We start from the raw sequence: 19279 nt of genomic DNA, 5'->3' as shown, positions 1-19279 counted from the left end.
CCCTTTAGTTGATGAACCGCAGGTCGGAGAACCAGTCAGCCGCGAGCGCCATGATGTAGAAGTCGGCCAGCGCCAGGGTGCCGAGGGTGATCCAGGCGAGCTGCATGTGCCGGACGTTCAGGGCCGAGACGAACGTCCAGGCCTTGTACCGCACCGGGTGCTTGGAGAAGTGCTTGAGCCGGCCACCGATGATGTGCCGGCACGAGTGGCAGGAGATCGTGTACGCCCAGAGCGCCACCACGTTGACCAGCAGGATGATGTTGCCCAGCCCGAAGCCGAAACCCTTTGGCGAGTGGAAGGCGAGGATCGCGTCCCAGGTGTTGATCAGCGAGATGATCGCCGCGGCGTAGAAGAAGTAGCGGTGCAGGTTCTGACCGAGCAGCGGGAAGCGCGTCTCACCGCCGTACTCCTTGTGACCGTCCGGGACGGCGCAGGCCGGCGGCGACAGCCAGAACGACCGGTAGTAGGCCTTGCGGTAGTAGTAGCAGGTGAGCCGGAATAGCAGCAGGAACGGCAGGGTCAGCGCGGCATCCGGGATGATCCACCAGCCGGGCAGGAACCGGCCGAAGTGCGAGGCTGCCTCGACACACCGGTCAGTCACGCACGGGGAATAGAACGGGGTCAGGTAGTGGAACTCGTCCACCCAGTAGTTGTCATGCTGGAAGACCCGGACCGTCGCGTACGCGACCCAGGCGCTGAGCCCGATCACGGTGATCAGTGGGGCGAACCACCAGCGGTCGGTACGCAACGTCTTCGCCGCGATGGCGGCGCGCGCCCGCGCTCCCCGCGGCCTCGTTGCCGTTGAAGTCATTCGAGTCGTCTCCTCGACGGGCCCGTACGGGCGGGCTGATCTTTCTCCGGTCGGCACGCGGACCGGCGAACCCGCACCCGCTGCCACGTCATGCGCACACCAACGACCACGCCGGGTCGACCGACGCAGCTAAGTGACACACGTTACGCCGATCTCTGCGAGCCGTCCGCGCAAGGGAGTGTCCCGTGTGTCTGGCCTGCGGAAAAGCACCGGCACGCCGATCGATGAGGCGCTGGCACGAACGTCACTGCGCTCAGCCGGACGCACCTCCGGTGAAGTGCCAGGACGCGAGTCGCAGCGAGGGCGCAGCCCACCACGCACCGTCCACCCGGTCCGGTTGGCGCACCGCCCGCGCGCCCAGCCCGAGCACCGCCCCGGGCCCGAGGGCCCGCGGGTACGACTCGGTGAACCGCAGGTCGCGTACCGCCCGCACGACGGTGCCGTCCTCGATCAACCAGACGCCGTTGCGGGTCAACCCGGTGACGACGAGGCTCTTCGGGTCCAGCACCCGGGTGTACCAGAGATCGCTGACCAACAACCCTCGGCGTACGCCAGCGACCAGCGCCGCGGTGTCCGCGTCGACCACCGCACCGGCCGCCGCGCCGGTGGTGCTCCGGCCAACCGGGCTGGCCGGGCCGGCCTGCGCGCCGGAGAGGCGTAGGTTGCGGGCCATCGGGCCCCAGGTTGCCCCACCCGCGACCGCGTGCCCGGTGGACTCCGCGCCCGCCTCGGCGGCCGTCCGCCGGTCGTGTGTCACCGCCCGGGTGGTGCCCGCCTCGACCAGGGTCAGCGCCCGTCGACCGGTGCCCTCCGCGTCGAACGGTAGACCCGACGAGCCCAGCGGGTCGTCGACCAGGGTCACCGTCGAGTCGAACTGGGCCGCCCCCGGCTCCGCGAACGACTGCCGCTCGGCGTACCGCTTGCCGTTGAAGCCGTACCAGGAGAGGTTCTGCAGCAGGTCGGCCACAGCGGCCGGCTCGAACACCACCTCGTAACGCCCCGGGGGCAGCTCGAGCGGGTCCGCCGCGGCCTGCGCCTTCGCCGCCGCCTGCGCGCCCAACTCGGCACCGTCGAGGTCGGAGAGCTGGTCGGTGTAGCGCCGGGCCACCCCGTCCGCGCCGTCGAGGCGGGCGATGCCGTCCATCGCCGCCTCCGCGGAGCGGCCGTGCGCGGTGTGCCCGGCCGAGTTGGCGAACGCCGACGAGCGGTGCGCGGTGCGGCAGTATCCGGCCGTGGTGAGGCCCCCGGCGGCGGCCACGAACGCGCCGACCCGGTCGGCCCGCTGATCCGGCTCGGCGTACGCGGTGGCCTCGTCGACTCCCGGCGCGTCCGGTGCGGGTGCGGGCGGTGCAAGCCCCGGCCAGCCCGGATCGGGCGGGCAGAGCCGCGCCGCGGCCAGGGTGCGCTCCACCAACGCGCGCAGCCCGTCGGCGGTGACCACGCTTCCGCTGCCCGCGGCGGTCCGACCGTCGACGTGCAGCCGGAGCCGAACTCCGACGGTCGACTCCGCGACGTTCTGGTGGATGGCCGAGTTGGCGAAGCGGGTCAGCGCCAGATCCGCGCGCGTCACCACCGCCTCGGCCTGCGCGGCCGGGCCGCCGAGGCGCCGGACCAGCTCGATGACCTGCCCAGCCAGCTCCAACTCCGTAGGCCCACTCACGATGCCTCCTTGGTTCGCGACTGCGGGGCTCCCAAGACCGGCTCACTCCTCGCGCTCACGCGGACACCCCCACCCGGACGTTGCGGAACCGGGCCGGCGCGGCCGGGTGGCCGGTGTGCCCGGTCTGGCCGGGTTGGCCCTTGCCGCAGTTGGGCGTGCCCCAGGAGACCGTCTCGCTGGAGAGCATGTCCATCGACCGCCAGAAGAGCGGGCCGATTCCGGTGTACGTGGGATTGCGCAGCATCCGCCCCCGCCGACCCTTCTTGATCTCCCACCCGACCTCGCAGCCGAACTGGAAGTTGAGCCGCTTGTCGTCGATCGACCAGGACCGGTTGAGGTCCATCAGCACGCCGTCGTCGGTCGCCTCGATGATCTCGTCCAGAGTGTGCGGACCGGGTTCCAGACCCACGTTGGTCATCCGCACCATCGGCAGCCGGGCCCACCCGTCGGCCCGTACGCTGCCGCCGTAGTCCAGGCTGGCGATGGCGGCGGAGTCCCGGCCGGCGAGCACACCCACCCAGCGGCCGTCGCGGACCGCGTCCCGCTTGACCGCCGGGGAACCCTCGTCGTCGAAACCGAAGCTGCCCAACGCGCCCGGGATCGTCGGGTCGATGGTGATGTTCATCAGCTCCGAGCCGTAGCGCAGCGAGCCGAGCTGGGCCAGGTCCAGCCAGGACGTGCCGGCGAACGCCGCCTCCCAGCCGAGGATCCGGTCCAGCTCGATGGCGTGACCCACCGACTCGTGGATCTGCAGGGCCAACTGCTCGCCGCCGAGGATCAGATCGGTCTCACCGGCCGGGCACGGCGGTGCGGTGAGCAGCGCCCTGGACTCCTCGGCGATCTGCGCGGCGTGCGCGGCCAGGTCGAGCGACTCGACCAGCTCCCAGCCGGTGGTGCCGTACTGCCCTCGGTAGCTCGGCCAGGACCGGCGCTGCGTCTCGCCGTCACCGATCGAGGTGGCGGAGATGCCGCCACCGCACTCGCGGATCCGCTGGTCGATCCGGTGGCCCTCGCTGGAGACGAACCACTTGGCGGTGTCCCAGATCTGGTAGAGGCCTTCGGCCAGGTCCGCGCCGTGTTCGGCCATCGTGCGGGTCGCGCCGACCAGCAGGTCACCCTTGTCCGACAGCGGCACCCCGAGCGGGTCGATCTGGCAACCGGAGGCCCAGCTGGCGGTGACCGCCTCGACCGGCACCAGGTCGACCGGCGGGCCGGGCACCCGAGCGCTGGCCATCGCCGTCCGCGCCGCACGTCGGCCGGCGTCGCGGGCGGCGGCGTCCGAGAGATCGGGTACGGCGTAGAAGCCCCAACTCGCCCCGACCAGCGCCCGGACACCGAGCCCGATGCTCTCGTCCTGGGTCAGCTCTTCCACGTCCCCGTTGCGCGCGGTCATCGACTCGTAGCGGCGGTGCATCACCCGGGCGTCGGCGTACCGTGCGCCCGCGTCGAGGGCGGCTTGGACGGCGGCGGTGGCCGCGTCGAACTCGGTCATGCGACCGACCCTAGGCCAGCCGGCCGACACCCGTCAGGGGACGAGATCCTCCGGCCGGATCGTGGCCCGCACCGGCTCGGTCAGCTCCAACGCCTCGCCGCGCTTTGTCGTTGCCTTCTCCACGAAGTGGCCGCCCTGCCGCCGGTAGAGGCGCATGGCACCCGTCACCTGCTCCACCAACAGATACCACTCGATGCCGGCCGCGGCGTAGTAGTGCATCTTGAGCACCTTGTCGGTGGACGCGTTGCTCGGCGAAATGATCTCGCAGACCAGCCGGACGTCGGTCGCCTCGATGGTCAGCTCGTCGAGATCGATCGGGTTGGTGACGACGAGGTCGGGGATCGGTATCCGACCGGGCCGGAGCCGGACGTTCACCGCCTCCAGCAGTTCGAGACCGGCGGCCTCAGCAGCTGCTTCGAGGATGTTGCCGAGCCTGCGGGAAATGCGTTGATGCCGGGGGGTGGGGGCTGGGGTCACGTGGAGGCTCCCGTCGAAGAGTTCGACGCGTTGCTGCGTCTCGCCGAGGGCGAGGTACTCCTCTTCGGTCCACGGGCCTTCGTGGTTGAACACTGCCGCGGTCATCGTCACCTCCACCTCGTGCCGGCGGGAATCCTCCCGGTGCTGCCGACACCATGGTCGCACCCGACGTGCGAACACGGCATGAATGGGCGTGGATGGCGAGGTGACGGGGGTGCGAGGCCGATGCTGACTCGTTACGCTCGGGCACGCTGACACGTGCCGACTTTGTAGCTTATTTTCACCCTCGGGACTTTCCTGTAAGTTCTCTTCGTCACTGAGGGAGGTGGCCGTGGACAGCTCGGAACCGTTGCCGTCCGGCGAACCGGACGACCATCCCACCGTGCCGGCCCAGCGCACCAACGAGGACGCCTACCTGCGGGTGAGTGATCTGCGGGTCCGGTTCGACACCGAGGACGGCGTGGTGCGCGCGGTCGACGGGGTGTCGTTCGCCGTCGAGCGGGGCCGCACCCTCGGCATCGTCGGTGAGTCCGGCTCCGGCAAGAGCGTCACCTCGCTGGCCATCCTCGGCCTGCACGACCCCAAGCGGACCACCATCACCGGGGAGATCTCCGTCGGTGGCCGGCAGGTGGTCGGCCTCGGGGACGAGGAGGTACGTCGGCTGCGCGGCCGGGACATGGCGATGATCTTCCAGGATCCACTGTCGGCACTGCACCCCTACTACACGGTGGGCCGGCAGATCGCCGAGGCGTACCGGGTGCACCACCCGAAGGTCAACCGGCGCGCGGCCCGTCAGCGAGCGATCGACATGCTGGACCGGGTCGGCATCCCGCAGCCGGCGCGCCGCTTCGACCAGTACCCGCACGAGTTCTCCGGCGGTATGCGGCAACGGGCGATGATCGCGATGTCCCTGGTCAACGACCCGGCGCTGCTGATCGCGGACGAGCCGACCACCGCACTGGACGTCACCGTCCAGGCGCAGATCCTGGACCTGCTCGCCGACCTCCAGGCCGAGTTCCACTCCGCGATCATCCTGATCACCCACGACCTCGGCGTGGTCGGCCAGGTCGCCGACGAGGTGCTGGTCATGTACGGCGGGCGCGCCGTCGAGCGGGGCAGCGTGGAGCAGGTGCTCCGCTCGCCGCAGCACCCGTACACCTGGGGGTTGCTCTCCAGCGTGCCGTCGCTGCACGGCGACGCGGACGCGGACCTGTTGCCGATCCGGGGCAACCCGCCCAGCCTGATCAACCTGCCGCCTGGCTGCGCGTTCCACCCACGCTGTCGGTACGCGGACCGCACCGGCGGCCGCTCCCACAGCGAGGTGCCCGCGCTGCGCCCCGCCGGCGAGGCCGACGCGGCCGACGGCAACGGCCACCTGGTCGCCTGCCACCTGAGCGCCGAGGAGCGCACCGCGCTCTACGCCGAGGACATCGCATCCGTGGGGGTGGCCCGATGACCGATGAGCCGTTGCTGCGGGTCCGCGGCCTGAGCAAGCATTTCCCGGTACGCCAGGGGTTGCGCGCCACCGGCCTGGTGCGGGCGGTGGACGGGCTCGACTTCGATGTGCGCCCGGGCGAGACGCTCGGGCTGGTGGGGGAGTCGGGCTGCGGCAAGACCACCACGGGCCGGATGCTGGTGCGGCTGCTGGAGCCGACCAGCGGCACCATCGAGTTTGCCGGGCGCGACATCACCCACGCGGGCCGCCGGGAGTTGCGCCCGCTGCGCCAGGACCTGCAGATCATTTTCCAGGACCCGTACGCCTCGCTGAACCCCCGACACACGGTCGGCCGGATCGTGGCGATGCCGTTGCAGGTCAACGGGATCAAGCCGCCGGGTGGGATCAAGGCCCGGGTGCAGGAGTTGCTGGAGCTGGTCGGGTTGAATCCGGAGCACTACAACCGGTACCCGCACGAGTTCTCCGGCGGCCAGCGTCAGCGCATCGGCATCGCCCGCGCGCTCGCCCTGCGACCCAAGCTCATCGTCGCGGACGAGCCGGTCTCCGCGCTGGACGTCTCGATCCAGGCACAGGTCGTCAACCTGCTGCGCGACCTGCAGCGGGAGCTTGGCCTGGCGTTCGTGTTCATCGCGCACGACCTGGCCGTGGTCCGGCACTTCTGCCAGCGGGTCGCGGTCATGTACCTGGGCCGGATCGTGGAGATCGGCGACCGGGCGGACATCTACGAGCGCCCGCAGCACCCGTACACCCGGGCGCTGCTCTCGGCGATCCCGGACGTCACCAAGCTCGGCCCGGCGGGCCGGATCCGGCTGACCGGTGACGTGCCCACCCCGCTCGACCCGCCCTCGGGATGCCGGTTCCGCACCCGCTGCTGGAAGGCGCAGGACATCTGCGCCACCGAGGAGCCGGCGCTGGTCCCACGCGACGGCGGCAACCAGGCCACCGCGTGTCACTTCCCCGAAGGGGAAGCGGCCAGCACGAGTCCCGAACCGGTGGGGTCGGCTGCCCCGATCGTCGAGGAGGTGCCGTCGTGAGCCTGTCCCCGGTGGAGGGTGTGGCGCTGGCCGAGATCGAGTCCGGTGCCGAGGGGGGCGCGCCCGAGGTGAAGGGTGTCGTCGGCCGCTCGCCGGGTCAGCTCGCCTGGCTCCGGTTGCGCCGCGACCGTACGGCCAAGGTCAGCGGGATACTGCTGATCTTCTTCATGCTGCTGGCGCTGGCCGCCCCGCTGGTCGAGATGGTCTACGGGATCAGCCCGCGGGACCAGTTCCAGAACCTGCTGGACGGCTTCGGCATGCCGCTGGGTTACGCCGGCGGTGTGACCGGGGACCACTGGTTCGGTCTGGAGCCAGGGCTGGGTCGGGACATCTTCATCCGGCTGATCTACGGGCTGCGGACCTCGCTGTTCATCGCGTTCGCCGCAGCCCTGATCACCGCGACGATCGGCGTGGTGCTCGGTGCCCTCGCCGGCTACCTCGGCGGCTGGTTCGACGCGGTGATCAACTGGATCACCGACCTGACGCTGGCCATGCCGTTCCTGATCATCGCCTTGGCGCTCACCCCCACCCTGACGCTGCGCTTCTACGGCGAGCGGGGGCAGGTGTCGGCGGCCTTCGGCGTGGGCGTGCTGATCGCCGTCTTCGCCATCTTCGGCTGGACCAGTACGGCAAGGCTGGTCCGTGGGCAGGTGATCGCGCTGCGCGAGCGCGAGTTCGTGGAGGCGGCCAAGGCCAGCGGCGCCGGGCTGGGGCACATGCTCTTCCGGCAACTGCTGCCGAACATCTGGGCGCCGATCCTGGTCTCGTTCTCGCTGGCGGTGCCGCAGTTCATCACCAGCGAGGCCGCGCTCTCGTTCATCGGCGTCGGCCTCAGCGACGAGACCCCGAGTTTCGGCCGGATGATCTACGACAGTCTGGACTTCCTCCAGACCGACCCGGCGTACGTGTTCTTCCCGGGCATCATGATCTTCGCTCTGGTGTTCGCCTTCAACCTCTTCGGCGACGCGTTGCGTGACGCGCTCGACCCGAAGTCGTCCCGGTAGGGGATAGCTCATGGCGCGATTTCTGATCAAGCGGCTCTTCTCGGCCACGCTGACCCTCTTCGCGGTGAGCGTGCTGACCTTCCTGATGTTCTTCGCCCTGCCGCGCGACCCGGTCACCGGCATGTGCCCGAAGAACTGCAACCCGGAGCGGCTGGAGCGGGTCCGCGACGATCTGGGCCTGAACGACCCGCTGGTCAGCCAGTACGCCGGCTACATGAAGGGCATCGTCACCGGACGGGACCTGGGCAGCGCTCAGGGCGGCCGGTGCGACGCGCCCTGCCTGGGCTGGTCGTACGTCAGCAACGAGGCCGTCTCGGACACCATCGCCCGGGTGCTGCCGGTGACGCTGAGCATCGTGATCCCGGCGGCCATCCTCTGGTTGCTGCTCGGGGTGGGGCTGGGCATGGTGTCCGCGTTGCGCCGGGGCACCTGGGTGGACCGGGCGGCCATCGGCTTCTCGCTGACCGGCGCCTCGCTGCAGCTGTACTTCGTGGGCGCGGTGCTGCTGCTGGTGTTCGTCTACAACCTGCGACTACTGCCGGTGCCCAGCTACACGTCCCTGTTCGACAACCCGGTGAAATGGGCCAGTGGGCTGGTGCTCGCCTGGGTGGCGTTGGCCTTCCTCTTCTCGGCCATCTATGCCCGACTGTCGCGGGCGCAGATGTTGGAGACGCTGTCCGAGGACTTCGTCCGCACCGCGCGGGCCAAGGGCCTGGCCAAACCCAAGGTGTACGGGCGGCACGCGCTGCGCGCGGCGATCACGCCGGTGGTGACCATCGCCGGCCTGGACGTGGGCGGGGCGCTGGGCGGCACGGTGATCACCGAGACGACGTTCGGCATCCAGGGGTTGGGGCGTACGGCGGTGGACGCGGTGCGCTCGGGTGACCTGCCCACCATCATGGCCACCGTGCTGATCGCGGCCGTCTTCGTGGTGTTGGCGAACGTGCTGGTGGACCTGCTCTACGCGGCCATCGATCCCCGGGTGCGGCTGCGCTGAGCGGCCGGGTGTCCGGCACGCCGACCGTGGCGAAATTTATCGACAACTGTTACACAATTTGTAGGTTTTCTTCCTTACGATCCTCGGGACGTCGGCGGTTCTCGCCCCGACGGACCGCACGGCACACATGGTGAAGGAGGTACTTCATGCGACCACGCGTGGCGGTTGCCGCAGGCGGCGCGATAGCTCTGGTTGTGGCATTGGGTGCGTGCTCGAAGAACACGGGCGAGGGCACCACGGTGGACAGCGAACGGCAGCAGACCGGGGTCATCGCGACCGACCCCAAGGACTCGCAGGGCCCGGCGGCCGAGGTGAGTGGCGCCCAGAAGGGTGGCACCTTCACCATCATCCGGGAGTCGCCGATCTCCCACCTCGACCCGCAGCGGACGTACTCGTTCGCCGGTCTGATGACCAACCCGCTCTTCGCCCGCTATCTGACCACCTGGAAGGACGACGGCAAGGGCGGCCTGGTCCTCGTCGGCGACCTGGCCGAGACCCCGGGCAAGAACGTCAACAACGACTGCAAGGTCTGGGAATTCAAGATCAAGGACGGGGTGAAGTTCGAGGACGGCCGGCCGATCACCTCCAAGGAGATCGGGTACGGCATCGCCCGCTCCTTCGACCCGGACCTCTCCGGCGGCCCCACCTACATCCAGGAGTGGCTGGCCGACACCCCGCAGTTCGACACCAAGTGGGACTTCAAGAAGAACAAGACGTCGCTGCCGCCCGGCCTGACCGCGCCGGACCCCAAGACGCTGCGCTTCGAGTTCGCCAAGCCCCGCTGTGACCTGCCGTTCGCGGTCTCGCTGCCGACCACCGCGCCGCTGCCGGCGGACAAGGACACCGGCGTCGACCTGGACAAGCAGCCGTTCTCGTCCGGCCCCTACAAGGTCGCCAAGAACCAGGTCGGCGTGCAGATCACCCTGGACCGCAACCCCAACTGGGACGCGAAGACCGACCCGGTCCGGCACCAGTACCCGGACCAGTTCGTGTGGAGCTTCGGCCCGACCGCGGACGCCGCCAACAACCGGGTGATCGCCGACAACGGCGCCGACCAGAGCGCGCTCGCCTTCAACGCCGTACCCGCCTCGCTGGTCGCCAAGGTGGCCGGGGACGCGTCGCTGAAGTCGCGCAGCATCCTCTCGCCGACCCCGAGCGCCAACCAGCTCGTGATCAACAACCAGCGGGTCAAGGACCTGAAGGTCCGTCAGGCGCTCAACTACGCCATCGACCGCGAGGGCATGGTCAAGGCGCTCGGCGGCCAGACCGTGGCCGCGCCGCTGACCACGCTGATGCCGCCGGCCACCATCGGCTACAAGGCGTACGAGGCGTACCCGGCGGGCCCGAACGGCAACGTCGACAAGGCCAAGGAACTGCTCGGTGGGCAGACGCCGGAGCTGGTCCTCGGTGTCGCCGACAACTCGACCGAGCAGCAGCAGGGCGCCCAGCTCAAGGCCAACCTGGAGCGGGCCGGCTTCAAGATCACGCTGCGGAACATCTCGGACGACGCGAAGCTCGACGAGATCAAGAAGAAGGACAACCCCTGGGACCTGTACATCGGTAACTGGGCGGCGGACTGGCCGAGCGGCGCCTCGATCCTGCCGGTGCTCTACGACGGCCGGACCATCAAGGCCGAGGGCAACAGCAACCAGTCCTACTTCAACGACCCGGCCGTCAACGCCGAGATCGACCGGATCCTCGCGCTCGAGCCGGGCGCGCAGGGTCCCGAGTGGGCCAAGCTCGACGAGCGGATCATGAAGGAGTACGCCCCGGTGGTGCCGCTCTACGTCGACGTGGCCTACAACGTGCACGGAACGAAGGCCGGTGGAATCTTCATCTCCAGCGTCTTCGGCTACCCGTCGTTCGTCAACGCGTACGTCAAGCCGTAAGTCACACCACAGGCAGGCAGGGTCCCCTTCCGACAACGTCGTCGGGAGGGGACCCTTGCCGTCCAACGCCGCGTTCAGCGGCGCGGGTGCGCGTCAGGTGCGTTGGCGTTCCTTCTGTTGCTGCATGAGCTCCTCGATGGCGGTGGGCATGGTCGTCTCGAAGTCGATCAGCTTGACCCAGGTTGGCTTCACCATGACCCGGACCATGCCGTCGTAGAGCGACTTCACGCCTTCCTCCCACTCGGCCCGTTGCTCGAGCGTCATCTGGTAAGTGCCGTTCCACTGGTAGTACTCGTCCGGGATGCCGTCGACGGCATCCATCTCCGCCTGGCCGCGGATGAGCAGGACCTTCGGCGGGTGCGACTCGGTGTCGATCGTCAGCGCGACCGCGGGATTGCGGCGCAACGCCGGGAGCTTCCGCGCGTTGGTCGCGGTGCACATGACGATTTCCGTGCCGTTCCAGACGATTCCGATCGGGATTGCGCGCGGGGTGCCGTCCAGCGCGATGAAGGCCAGCCTGGCCAGGTCACGGGCCAGTAGCTCCTGACTGAGTGGACGGTTCAGTACCTCATCGATGGCGTCCTGGTCCATGGGTTCGAGTTCCTCAGTTGTAGTAGCGGCGGGCGCTGGACCCGAGGCGGGTGATGTCGGTGCCGTAGATGTGCAGGCTGATGGCGGTCTCGTCGCCGACGTTGCGGATGCGGTGGATGTCGCCGGGCGGCGCGAGGCCGCTGACCTCGCCGGGTGGGTTGTCCCGCGTGCCGATGAGGTTGAGCGCGTCGTCGAAAAGCTCCTCGTGCTCGATGCCCGACAGCACGCCCACGACGCACCAGGTGATGTGGTCGTGGATCCGGGTGGTCTGCCCGGGACGCCAGATCAGGCCGAGAATGGAGAACGCCCCGTCGGGCTCGGCGTGCAGCAGGTGGCCCGCCACCCGGTCGGGCCGGCCGAGACGCTGATCGGGCGTCAGGATCTCGGGGCCGGGCAGATGCGCGCGGAGCTGGTCGGCGACCAGTTCTGAGGTGTCCGTCCAGCCGGCTCGCAGGTCGACCGCCTGGCGCACGGCCGCAGCGAGATCGGTGAGCGTAGCCAGTGACCGGATCATGGCCGCGTCCTCCATCGCGCAGGGGGTTTGACCCGCTCAGCGTCCCGCGCGCCGACTCATTCGTCTAATGACAATAGTTGGGCGAACCCATGCGTATCCTCTATGTATGCTGGATATCCTGCGGTTACGGGTTCTAGCGGCGATCGCCGCGCAGGGATCGGTCACCAAGGCTGCCAAGCACCTGAACTACTCCCAGCCGGCCGTCAGCCATCATCTGGCCAGGCTGGAGGCCGAGACCGGGGCCAAGCTCGTCCAGCGGGTCGGCCGGGGCATCCGGCTCACCCCGGAGGGCGAGCACCTGGCCCGCCGCGCCACCGAGATCGTCGGCCGGGTCGACGCCGCCGCTGCGGAACTGTCGGCGATGGTGGGCCTGCGCACCGGCCGCGTCCGGGTCGCCGGTTTCCAGTCGGCGCTCGCCGCGCTGGTGCCACATGCCGCGGGCACCCTGCGCCGCGAGCACCCCGGCATCGAACTGCAGTTGATCGAGGCTCACCCGCTCGTGGCACTCGACCTGCTGCGGGCCGGACAGGTCGACGTCGCAGTCGTCTTCCGCTACGACGACACGACCCCGGACGACGTCCGCGCCACGCACCTGTTCGACGACCCGATGTACCTGCTCAGCCTCGAACCCGGCCAGACACTGGCCGGTAACCGCGACTCCGCATGGATCGCGGGCTGCGAGAACTGCCGCCGCGAGTTCCTTGAGGCCTGCGAGCAGGCAGGCTTCGTCCCGCCCATCGCCTACACCAGCGACGACATCATCGTCCAGCAGGCACTGGTCGCCGCGGGCATGGGCGTGACCACCATGCCGGGGCTGGCACTGCGCACCCACCACGCTCCCGGAATCGAGGCCAGCGTCCTCCGCGACTTCCGGCGGCACGTCTACCTGGCCACCTATGGCGACCCGCCGGATCCACCCGCGACCACGGCCTTCGTCAGCGCACTGCGCCACGCCGTCCAGCAGACCCAACCAGGCGAGCCCACCCCACCCGCCTAGGGGAAGAGGACGTCGAGTTTCAGGGCGAGCAGCCGCTGATGACGGCAACCCCACGCGGTCACCGGCGCGGATCGTTTTTGTAGGCGCTACGGCTACTTCGCCTCGGCTGCTCGGCGGTTGACCCCGCTATATCGATCTGCTTGGCTGCCTTCGCAATGACCTTGAGAACCTCTCAAAAAACGGGAGATAGTTATGTCCTTCGTTGCAGCCGTCAAGTCGGTCCTCAGCAACTACGTCGGCTTTACGGGCCGGGCCCGCCGGTCTGAGTACTGGTGGTTCGTCTTGTTCACAGTCCTTCTCGGCATTGTCGCGTCCATCCTGGACAACGCGCTGGGACTGAACTTCGTGGAGGGTTCGTCGAACGGCGTCATCGGCCTAATCGTCTCGCTGGGGCTCCTGCTGCCGGGGCTGGCTGTCGCGGTGCGACGCCTGCACGACACCGACCGGGCGGGGTGGTGGGTGCTGATCGGCCTGGTGCCGATCGTGGGCGCCATCGTCCTGATCGTGTTCTTCGTACAGGACGGCACGCCCGGAGCGAACCGTTTCGGACCCAGCCCCAAGAGCTGACCGCCGTCCCGCGCTACAACCTGCACGGATTCAAGACTGGGCAGGCGGCTCCCCTTCCGGCAGCGCTGTCGGAAGGGGACCACCTCCGTCCCCCCGAGATCCGCCACCGGCCATCGACGCACGCGCTCACCCCGCTCGGCCATGAGATCCACGGCCCACCAGGTCGTCCAGCCGGCCCGGGTTCTTCCAAGGTCACGCTCGATCCTGGATGTAGTGGCCATCCAGCGCTGGGTCACCACTCGATCCAGGATCGAGCGCGATCTTGGGAGTGCGCGGCACGGAACGTGGTCGTCCGCGACCCGGACGCCCAGCGACGATCACCCAGCTCGCCACCAACCTGGGGTTCACAGCAGGTGGGTACGGAGGAAGTCCAGTTCCAGGGGGAGCAGGCGCTCGGCGGTGCCGTTCGCGGCCATGTGGGTGGCGCCGGTCAGCGGCAGCACGGCATGCGGGCGGCCGGTGCTCAACAGGGCCGCGGAGAGCCGGAGCGTGTGTGCGGCCACCACGTTGTCGTCGGCCAGGCCATGCACCAACAGCAACGGGCGAGCCTGGTCCGGGCCGGTGACCGCCTCGGCGGCCAACTCGACAAGCGAGTGGTGCGCGTAGACGTCCATGCCGTCCTCCGGCAACCCCAGATAACGCTCGGTGTACGCGGTGTCGTACAGCGCCCAGTCGGTGACCGGAGCGCCCGCGATCCCGCACCGGAACAGCTCCGGGTGACGCAGCACCGCCAACCCGGCCAGCCACCCGCCGAACGACCAGCCGCGCACCCCCACCCGACCCAGGTCCAGGTCGGGATGCTTGCCGGCGAGCGCGGTCAGGGCGTCGATCTGGTCGCTCAGGATCACGTCGGCCACCCGTCGGTGGATCGCCTTCTCGAACGACGGGGCCACTCCCGGCGTACCCCGGTTGTCGATGGTGACCACCGCGAACCCGGCGTCGGCCCACCACTGCCGTTCCAGCCAGGCGGCCCGGGCCGCCACCACCTCCTGGTGCCCCGGCCCGCCGTAGATGTCCAGCAGCACCGGCAGCCGCCGACCCGTGACGTGGTTGTCGGGGTAGAGGACCGCCGCCGGCAGCCGCCGATCGGTCACCCGTTCCAACAGCGGCAGCGGCTGGTACGGCGGGGTGGCCGCGAAGGACCGCAGCTCGGCGATCTCCTGGTCGCCGCGACGAACCGTCCACCGCACCCCGGCGTGGTCCAGCGACGCGACCCCGACGGCCAGCACGTCACCGCCCACGGCGGCGGTGTGCCAACCCGAGTCGGTAGTGACCCGGCGTGCGTCCACCCCACCACCGATGGTGGTGCGGACCCGGAACAGGTGCCGCTCGCTCGGTTCGCCGTCGCTCGCCTCCACCAGCAGGTCGGCCGGGCCGCTGGCGGCCGGCAGTCGACCCACCACCCGCCGGACGTACAGCGACGGCGGGGTGAGCAGGGTGCCGTCGGCGAAGAGGCAGCGGGCGTCGTACCCGTCGTGTGCCAACTCCCCGCCGACCAGCACCCGGCCGTCCGGCAGGTGCGCCGGTGTGCCGGCGATCGGCTCGACCCAACGCGGATCGGCCAACTCGGCGTGCACCTGCGTCTCACCCGTGCGTGGGTCCACCGCCAGCACCAGCCCGTGCTGCTGCGAGCGACGCAGCACGGTGATCAGTGGGCTGCCCTCGACCCAGCTGACCGCGGTCAGGTACGGGTAGGTCTCCCGGTCCCAGTGCACGTCGACCCAGCCGTCGTCGAGGTCCAGCAGGTGCAGGCTGACCTCCGCGTTCGGCCCACCAGCCCGGGGGTACGCGACGGCGGTCGGCGGGCTGGCCGGCTCGGCCGGGTCGTGCAGGTGCCAGCGTTCCAGGCGGGACTCGTCGACCCGGGCGGCGAGCACCATGCGGCCGTCCGGCGCCCACCAGTAGCCCCGGAACCGGCCGAACTCCTCAGCCGCGATGTGCTCGGCCAACCCCCAGCTCACCCCGGCGTCCTCGCCGGCCAGCAGACTGTCGGTGCCCTCGGCGTCGATCACCCGCAGCTCGCCCCGACGCACACCCTCGGCCGCGTCGGTCACGTACGCCAGACGCTGCCCGGTCGGGTCCGGACGTGGGTCCAGCACCGGGCCGACAGCGGCCACCTCGACCACGTCGCCGTGCACCAGATCGGCCCGGAACAACCGCCCGGCCAGCGCGAACACCGCAACCCGACCGGCGGCGTCCAGCGCGTACGAGCCGATGCCGGCGGCGCTGAGCCGTAGCCGCTCGCGCAGCGCGCGTTCGCCGGGGGACAGGACCCTGACATCCCCGCCTTCGCCCAGCAGGGTCGCCGGATCGGCGACCAGACGTTCCTCGGCGGTGGCCACGTCCAGCAGCCAGAGCGCGTCCGCCGGATCCTCCGGGCCGGCAGAGCGCAGGAAGATCACCCGGGCGCCGTCCTCAGCCACGGAGACAGCGCGTGGCGCGCCGTGGCTGAACCGGCGGGTGCGGGCGGCCAGCTCCGGAAAGTCCACACGCCAAATCGTAGAGCGGTACGGGAGGTGATGTGGCCGACCTGGGCGGACGCGTCAGTGCCGGCCGGCCGTAACCGCCAGTTAGAGTGACCGTCGTGACGATGCTGCCCGACCGCCGCCTGCTGCTGGTCCACGCGCACCCCGACGACGAGTCGATCGGCACCGGCTCGACGATGGCTCACTACGCCGCGGACGGCGCGCACGTCACGCTGGTGACCTGCACCCTCGGCGAGGAGGGCGAGATCCACGAACCCGCGCTGGCCCAGCTCGCCGCCGCCGAGGCCGACCAGCTCGGCGGGTACCGGATCACCGAGCTGGCCGCCGCGTGCGCGGCGCTCGGCGTCAGTGACTACCGCTTCCTCGGCGGCGCCGGCCGCTACCGCGACTCGGGGATGATGGGGCTCGCGACCAACGAGCACCCCCGCGCCTTCTGGCAGGCCGACCTCGACGAGGCCGCCGGGCACCTGGTGGAGATCATGCGGGAGGTCCGCCCGCAGGTTTTGATCACGTACGACCCGAACGGCTTCTACGGTCACCCCGACCACATCCAGGCGCACCGGGTGGCGATGCGCGCTGTCGAGTTGGCCGCCGCCGAGGGCTGCGCCCCGCTGAAGGTCTACTGGACGGCCATGCCGCTCAGCGTGCTGGAGGCCGGCATGACGCACTTCGCCGAGTCCTCCGACAACCCGTTCGGCGGTATCAAGGACATCGCCGACCTGCCCTTCGGCACCCCGGACGCCGAGATCGCCGCCCGGATCGACGGCACCGACCAGCACACGGCCAAGGAGGCCGCGATGCGGGCGCACGCCACCCAGATCCCGTCCACCTCCTGGCTCTACTCGATCGCCGGTAACTTCGGCGGCGAGTTCATGGGCGTGGAGTTCTTCACCCTCGCGGTCGGCGAGAAGGGCCCAGGTGCCGGGCCGTACGGCTGGGAGGACGACCTCTTCGCCGGGCTCCCCGAGGAGACCGCCCCGGACCGGTCCCCGGTCGCGGCGGCAGGTCTCCGGTGACCCTGCCCGCCGCACCGATGACACTCGTGGACGACCAGGACGCCCCACCCCCGGCAGGGCCGCCGCCGCGACTGCTGGACCTGGGCCTGCGGCTGGCCGGCGCGATCGTCGTGGTGGTCGCCGGAGTGCTCACCGGGGTGCTGGAGTTGCTGCTCGCCACGGTCCGCGTCGGCGGCCAACTGATCGGCGTGTCGGCACTCCTCGCCGTCGGCGCCAACATCGCGCTGAGCTGGTTCGCGTACGAGGCGGTTGGCCGCAGGTGGGCCGTGGCGCTGCCCGCGGTGCCCTGGTTCGCGCTGATGGCGGTCGCCGCCATCCGGACCAGCGAGGGCGACCTGTTGCTGTCCGGCGACAACTGGGTCGGTCTCGCCATGATCGTGGCCGGAGCGATGACCTTCGCGGTGATGGGCTTCCGCCAGATCCTCGCTCCGCCGACCACGCTCGGACTGATGACGCCACCCAGGTAAGGGTGGTAGATATTCCAGCCAGGGATGCGAGCCCCGCGACGGGGCGTACGGCAGGAGGTCCTGCGATGGACAGACGGTGGCGTGATGTCGGGGTGCTCGTAGCAGCACTGTTCGCGGTCAACGTGATCGCCCGGCTGATCATCCGGTTCGGCTTCGAGGGTGACGACACCACCGCCGACCGGGTGTCGTTGGCGATGTTCGCGGTGATCGGGCTGATCCTGGCCGTGGTCGCCTTCCGCTGGGGGCGTCGCCGACCGCTCGCGGACTGGGCGGCCGACATGGCCCTCGTGGTGCTGATCGCGATGGTGCTGACCGTGCTGATCGGGCCTCTGCTGATCGGTCACAACCCGTTCGCTGGCGGCGCGCCGACGTTCTTCGCCCAGATCTGGCTGTACCTGCTCGCCTCCGGTGCCGGCGTGCTGATCGGCTACCTGGTGCTCACCGCGCTCGGACGCGACTACCGCTCCTGGCAGCTCAAGCGGTACGCCGAAGTCAAGGCCGCCAAGCCCCGCCGCGTCGTCCGCCGCTGAACGCCGCTGGCCCCCGTTGTCGGCGTCGGCAGCGGGAGCACGCCTGATCGACTCGATATCGCCGATGTGGGGGTGTCCCGGGAATCCGATACCCCACGTCGGGGATATGGGAGTCGTTCATCGCCCGGGAGTCGCTCCGGCGGGTCGGTCACCGTTGTGAGTTCGGGGCGAACCGGGTCAGATAGGTGTGGTGGGTGGTGAAGCCGAGCCGCTGGTAGAGCGTGACGGCCTCCGTGTTGCGCTGCTCGACCTGGAGGAACGCGTGCGTCGCGCCGGCGGACACGCCCCAGGCGGCCAGCTCGTGGATCAGCCGGCGCGCCAGCCCCCGTCGGCGGGCCACCGGCAGCACCTCGATCAGGCTGAGGCCCAACCAGCGCCCCTGGCCGGTCACCGTGCCCCGGCCGACCGCCACCAGCTCGCCGTTGGCGTACACGTGGGCGAACCGGACCTGGTCCACGGCGGTGAGCACGTGCCGGGCGGCGTCCGGTAGGCCGCCCTTGCGGCCGGCGGCTACGGCCAGCCACGCCTCGCTCGGCGCGCTGGCCAGCTCGACGACCGCGCCGCTCCAGGCATCGGCGGGCCCGCCAGCGGCACCGACCGGGTCGGCGGAAGCGGCGGGGCCGGCGGAAGCGGCGGCGTGCCCGCCACCGTCCGGTGAGCCGGCCGTCGGTGGGTCGGCGGCTGGCGGGTTGGCCGCGGGTGGGTCCGTGGCTGGCGGGTTGGTGGGCGGGGCTCCGGCGGACGCCGACGCCAGTTGGGGGAGCGGGGTGGTCTGCACCAGTACCGGCGGGTTGACTCCCCAGCCGCGGGCGTCCAACTCCGCACCGACCGGGGCGGCGAGTGGCAGCGGCGTGTTGATCTTCGGTGTCTGGCCCTGATTGGCGTACCAGCGCTCGACCGCGTCCACGGCGGCGGGCAGCGGGCGGTCCGGGTCGCCGATCGGCAGCGCGGAGTTGGCCCGCCCGGTCCAGCCGTCAGCCGAGCGGAGCAGCCAATCACCGAGCCGATCCCGGGTCGGTGCCGGCCAGGCCTCGTCGGCGGCCCGCTCGAGCGCCACGACCGCCGCGGCGGTCGGCCGGCGGGTCGGCGGCACCCGCTTGGCGCGGTGGACCTGCGCCACCGGGACCCGCAGCTGGCCCTGTGCGGTGGAGAGGGTGAGATGAGTCTCGCTCAGCTCGACCAGCTCGCCGAGTGCATCGGAAAAGAGCGGGCGACCTTCGCGAATCCCCACAATCCGGCGGACCACGATCCGGTGTCCCACATCCTGCTGTCGGAGCACGATCGACCCCCT

Annotated in this window: 18 protein-coding genes; 10 read left to right on the top strand and 8 right to left on the bottom strand. The window is 70.3% G+C overall.

Translation table 11 applies throughout. The annotated features are described in order from the left end of the window. Window positions 1-4: 4 nt before the first annotated feature. The 4 genes from sdhC to HNR20_RS09915 all read right to left on the bottom strand — a co-directional run bounded on the left by sdhC (window position 5) and on the right by HNR20_RS09915 (window position 4545). Window positions 5-811 (bottom strand): succinate dehydrogenase subunit SdhC, encoded by an 807-nt coding sequence (sdhC, locus tag HNR20_RS09930; RefSeq protein ID WP_184178443.1) that lies wholly within the window; start codon window positions 809-811, stop codon window positions 5-7. 253 nt (window positions 812-1064) lie between these two features. Then, the gene (locus HNR20_RS09925) at window positions 1065-2471 is read right to left on the bottom strand and encodes a TldD/PmbA family protein (protein WP_373291002.1); all 1407 of its coding nucleotides are present in this window, start codon (window positions 2469-2471) and stop codon (window positions 1065-1067) included. Window positions 2472-2526: 55 nt separating this feature from the next. Then, a complete protein-coding gene (locus tag HNR20_RS09920) occupies window positions 2527-3963 on the bottom strand; it encodes a TldD/PmbA family protein (protein WP_184178441.1) in 1437 nt (478 codons plus the stop codon). Window positions 3964-3996: 33 nt separating this feature from the next. Next, window positions 3997-4545, bottom strand: coding sequence for a Uma2 family endonuclease (locus HNR20_RS09915; protein WP_184178439.1), 549 nt, complete (start codon window positions 4543-4545; stop codon window positions 3997-3999). A gap of 277 nt (window positions 4546-4822) precedes the next feature. On the opposite strand from HNR20_RS09915, the gene HNR20_RS09910 reads away from it, so the two are divergent. The 5 genes from HNR20_RS09910 to HNR20_RS09890 all read left to right on the top strand — a co-directional run bounded on the left by HNR20_RS09910 (window position 4823) and on the right by HNR20_RS09890 (window position 10820). Next, entirely contained in the window at window positions 4823-5896 is a 1074-nt protein-coding gene (locus HNR20_RS09910) for an ABC transporter ATP-binding protein (RefSeq protein ID WP_184188266.1), read from the top strand. Then, complete coding sequence (locus HNR20_RS09905; RefSeq protein ID WP_184178437.1) at window positions 5893-6930, top strand: ABC transporter ATP-binding protein; 1038 nt, start codon at window positions 5893-5895, stop codon at window positions 6928-6930. The genes HNR20_RS09910 and HNR20_RS09905 overlap by 4 nt, the downstream gene beginning before the upstream one ends. Continuing rightward, window positions 6927-7934: an ABC transporter permease gene (locus HNR20_RS09900; protein ID WP_184178435.1), complete on the top strand. Its 1008-nt coding sequence runs from the start codon at window positions 6927-6929 to the stop codon at window positions 7932-7934. Before HNR20_RS09905 ends, HNR20_RS09900 begins: the two co-directional genes overlap by 4 nt. 10 nt (window positions 7935-7944) lie before the next feature. Then, complete coding sequence (locus HNR20_RS09895; RefSeq protein ID WP_184178433.1) at window positions 7945-8931, top strand: ABC transporter permease; 987 nt, start codon at window positions 7945-7947, stop codon at window positions 8929-8931. Window positions 8932-9077: 146 nt separating this feature from the next. Beyond that, window positions 9078-10820, top strand: a complete 1743-nt coding sequence (locus HNR20_RS09890) for an ABC transporter substrate-binding protein (protein WP_184178431.1) — start codon at window positions 9078-9080, stop codon at window positions 10818-10820. A 93-nt stretch (window positions 10821-10913) separates the two neighbouring features. On the opposite strand, the gene HNR20_RS09885 is transcribed toward HNR20_RS09890, so the two are convergent. Continuing rightward, a complete protein-coding gene (locus HNR20_RS09885) occupies window positions 10914-11411 on the bottom strand; it encodes a pyridoxamine 5'-phosphate oxidase family protein (protein WP_184178429.1) in 498 nt (165 codons plus the stop codon). A gap of 13 nt (window positions 11412-11424) precedes the next feature. Continuing rightward, a complete protein-coding gene (locus HNR20_RS09880; RefSeq protein WP_184178427.1) occupies window positions 11425-11925 on the bottom strand; it encodes a cysteine dioxygenase family protein in 501 nt (166 codons plus the stop codon). A 106-nt stretch (window positions 11926-12031) separates the two neighbouring features. Here HNR20_RS09880 and HNR20_RS09875 point away from each other — a divergent pair, with 106 nt between their 5' ends. Further along, a complete protein-coding gene (locus tag HNR20_RS09875) occupies window positions 12032-12922 on the top strand; it encodes a LysR family transcriptional regulator (protein WP_184178426.1) in 891 nt (296 codons plus the stop codon). 192 nt (window positions 12923-13114) lie between these two features. Further along, window positions 13115-13489 (top strand): DUF805 domain-containing protein, encoded by a 375-nt coding sequence (locus HNR20_RS09870; RefSeq protein ID WP_184178424.1) that lies wholly within the window; start codon window positions 13115-13117, stop codon window positions 13487-13489. Window positions 13490-13833: 344 nt separating this feature from the next. On the opposite strand, the gene HNR20_RS09865 is transcribed toward HNR20_RS09870, so the two are convergent. Beyond that, entirely contained in the window at window positions 13834-15978 is a 2145-nt protein-coding gene (locus HNR20_RS09865) for a S9 family peptidase (RefSeq protein ID WP_184178422.1), read from the bottom strand. A gap of 86 nt (window positions 15979-16064) precedes the next feature. Between HNR20_RS09865 and mshB the strand changes: the two genes are divergently transcribed. From mshB to HNR20_RS09850, 3 genes are all read left to right on the top strand, one after another. After that, entirely contained in the window at window positions 16065-16991 is a 927-nt protein-coding gene (gene mshB / locus HNR20_RS09860; protein WP_184178420.1) for an N-acetyl-1-D-myo-inositol-2-amino-2-deoxy-alpha-D-glucopyranoside deacetylase, read from the top strand. Between the two features lie 17 nt (window positions 16992-17008). Next, window positions 17009-17458: a hypothetical protein gene (locus tag HNR20_RS09855; protein WP_184188263.1), complete on the top strand. Its 450-nt coding sequence runs from the start codon at window positions 17009-17011 to the stop codon at window positions 17456-17458. Between the two features lie 65 nt (window positions 17459-17523). Next, window positions 17524-17988: a hypothetical protein gene (locus HNR20_RS09850; RefSeq protein WP_184178418.1), complete on the top strand. Its 465-nt coding sequence runs from the start codon at window positions 17524-17526 to the stop codon at window positions 17986-17988. 148 nt (window positions 17989-18136) lie between these two features. Here the strand turns inward: HNR20_RS09850 and HNR20_RS09845 are convergent, their stop codons facing one another. After that, window positions 18137-19267: a GNAT family N-acetyltransferase gene (locus HNR20_RS09845; protein WP_184178416.1), complete on the bottom strand. Its 1131-nt coding sequence runs from the start codon at window positions 19265-19267 to the stop codon at window positions 18137-18139. Window positions 19268-19279: the final 12 nt, after the last annotated feature.

The organism is Micromonospora parathelypteridis, from assembly GCF_014201145.1.
Taxonomy (GTDB): domain Bacteria; phylum Actinomycetota; class Actinomycetes; order Mycobacteriales; family Micromonosporaceae; genus Micromonospora; species Micromonospora parathelypteridis.
Note: the sequence above shows the minus strand (reverse complement) of the source record. Positions and strands in the feature narration are given on the sequence as shown.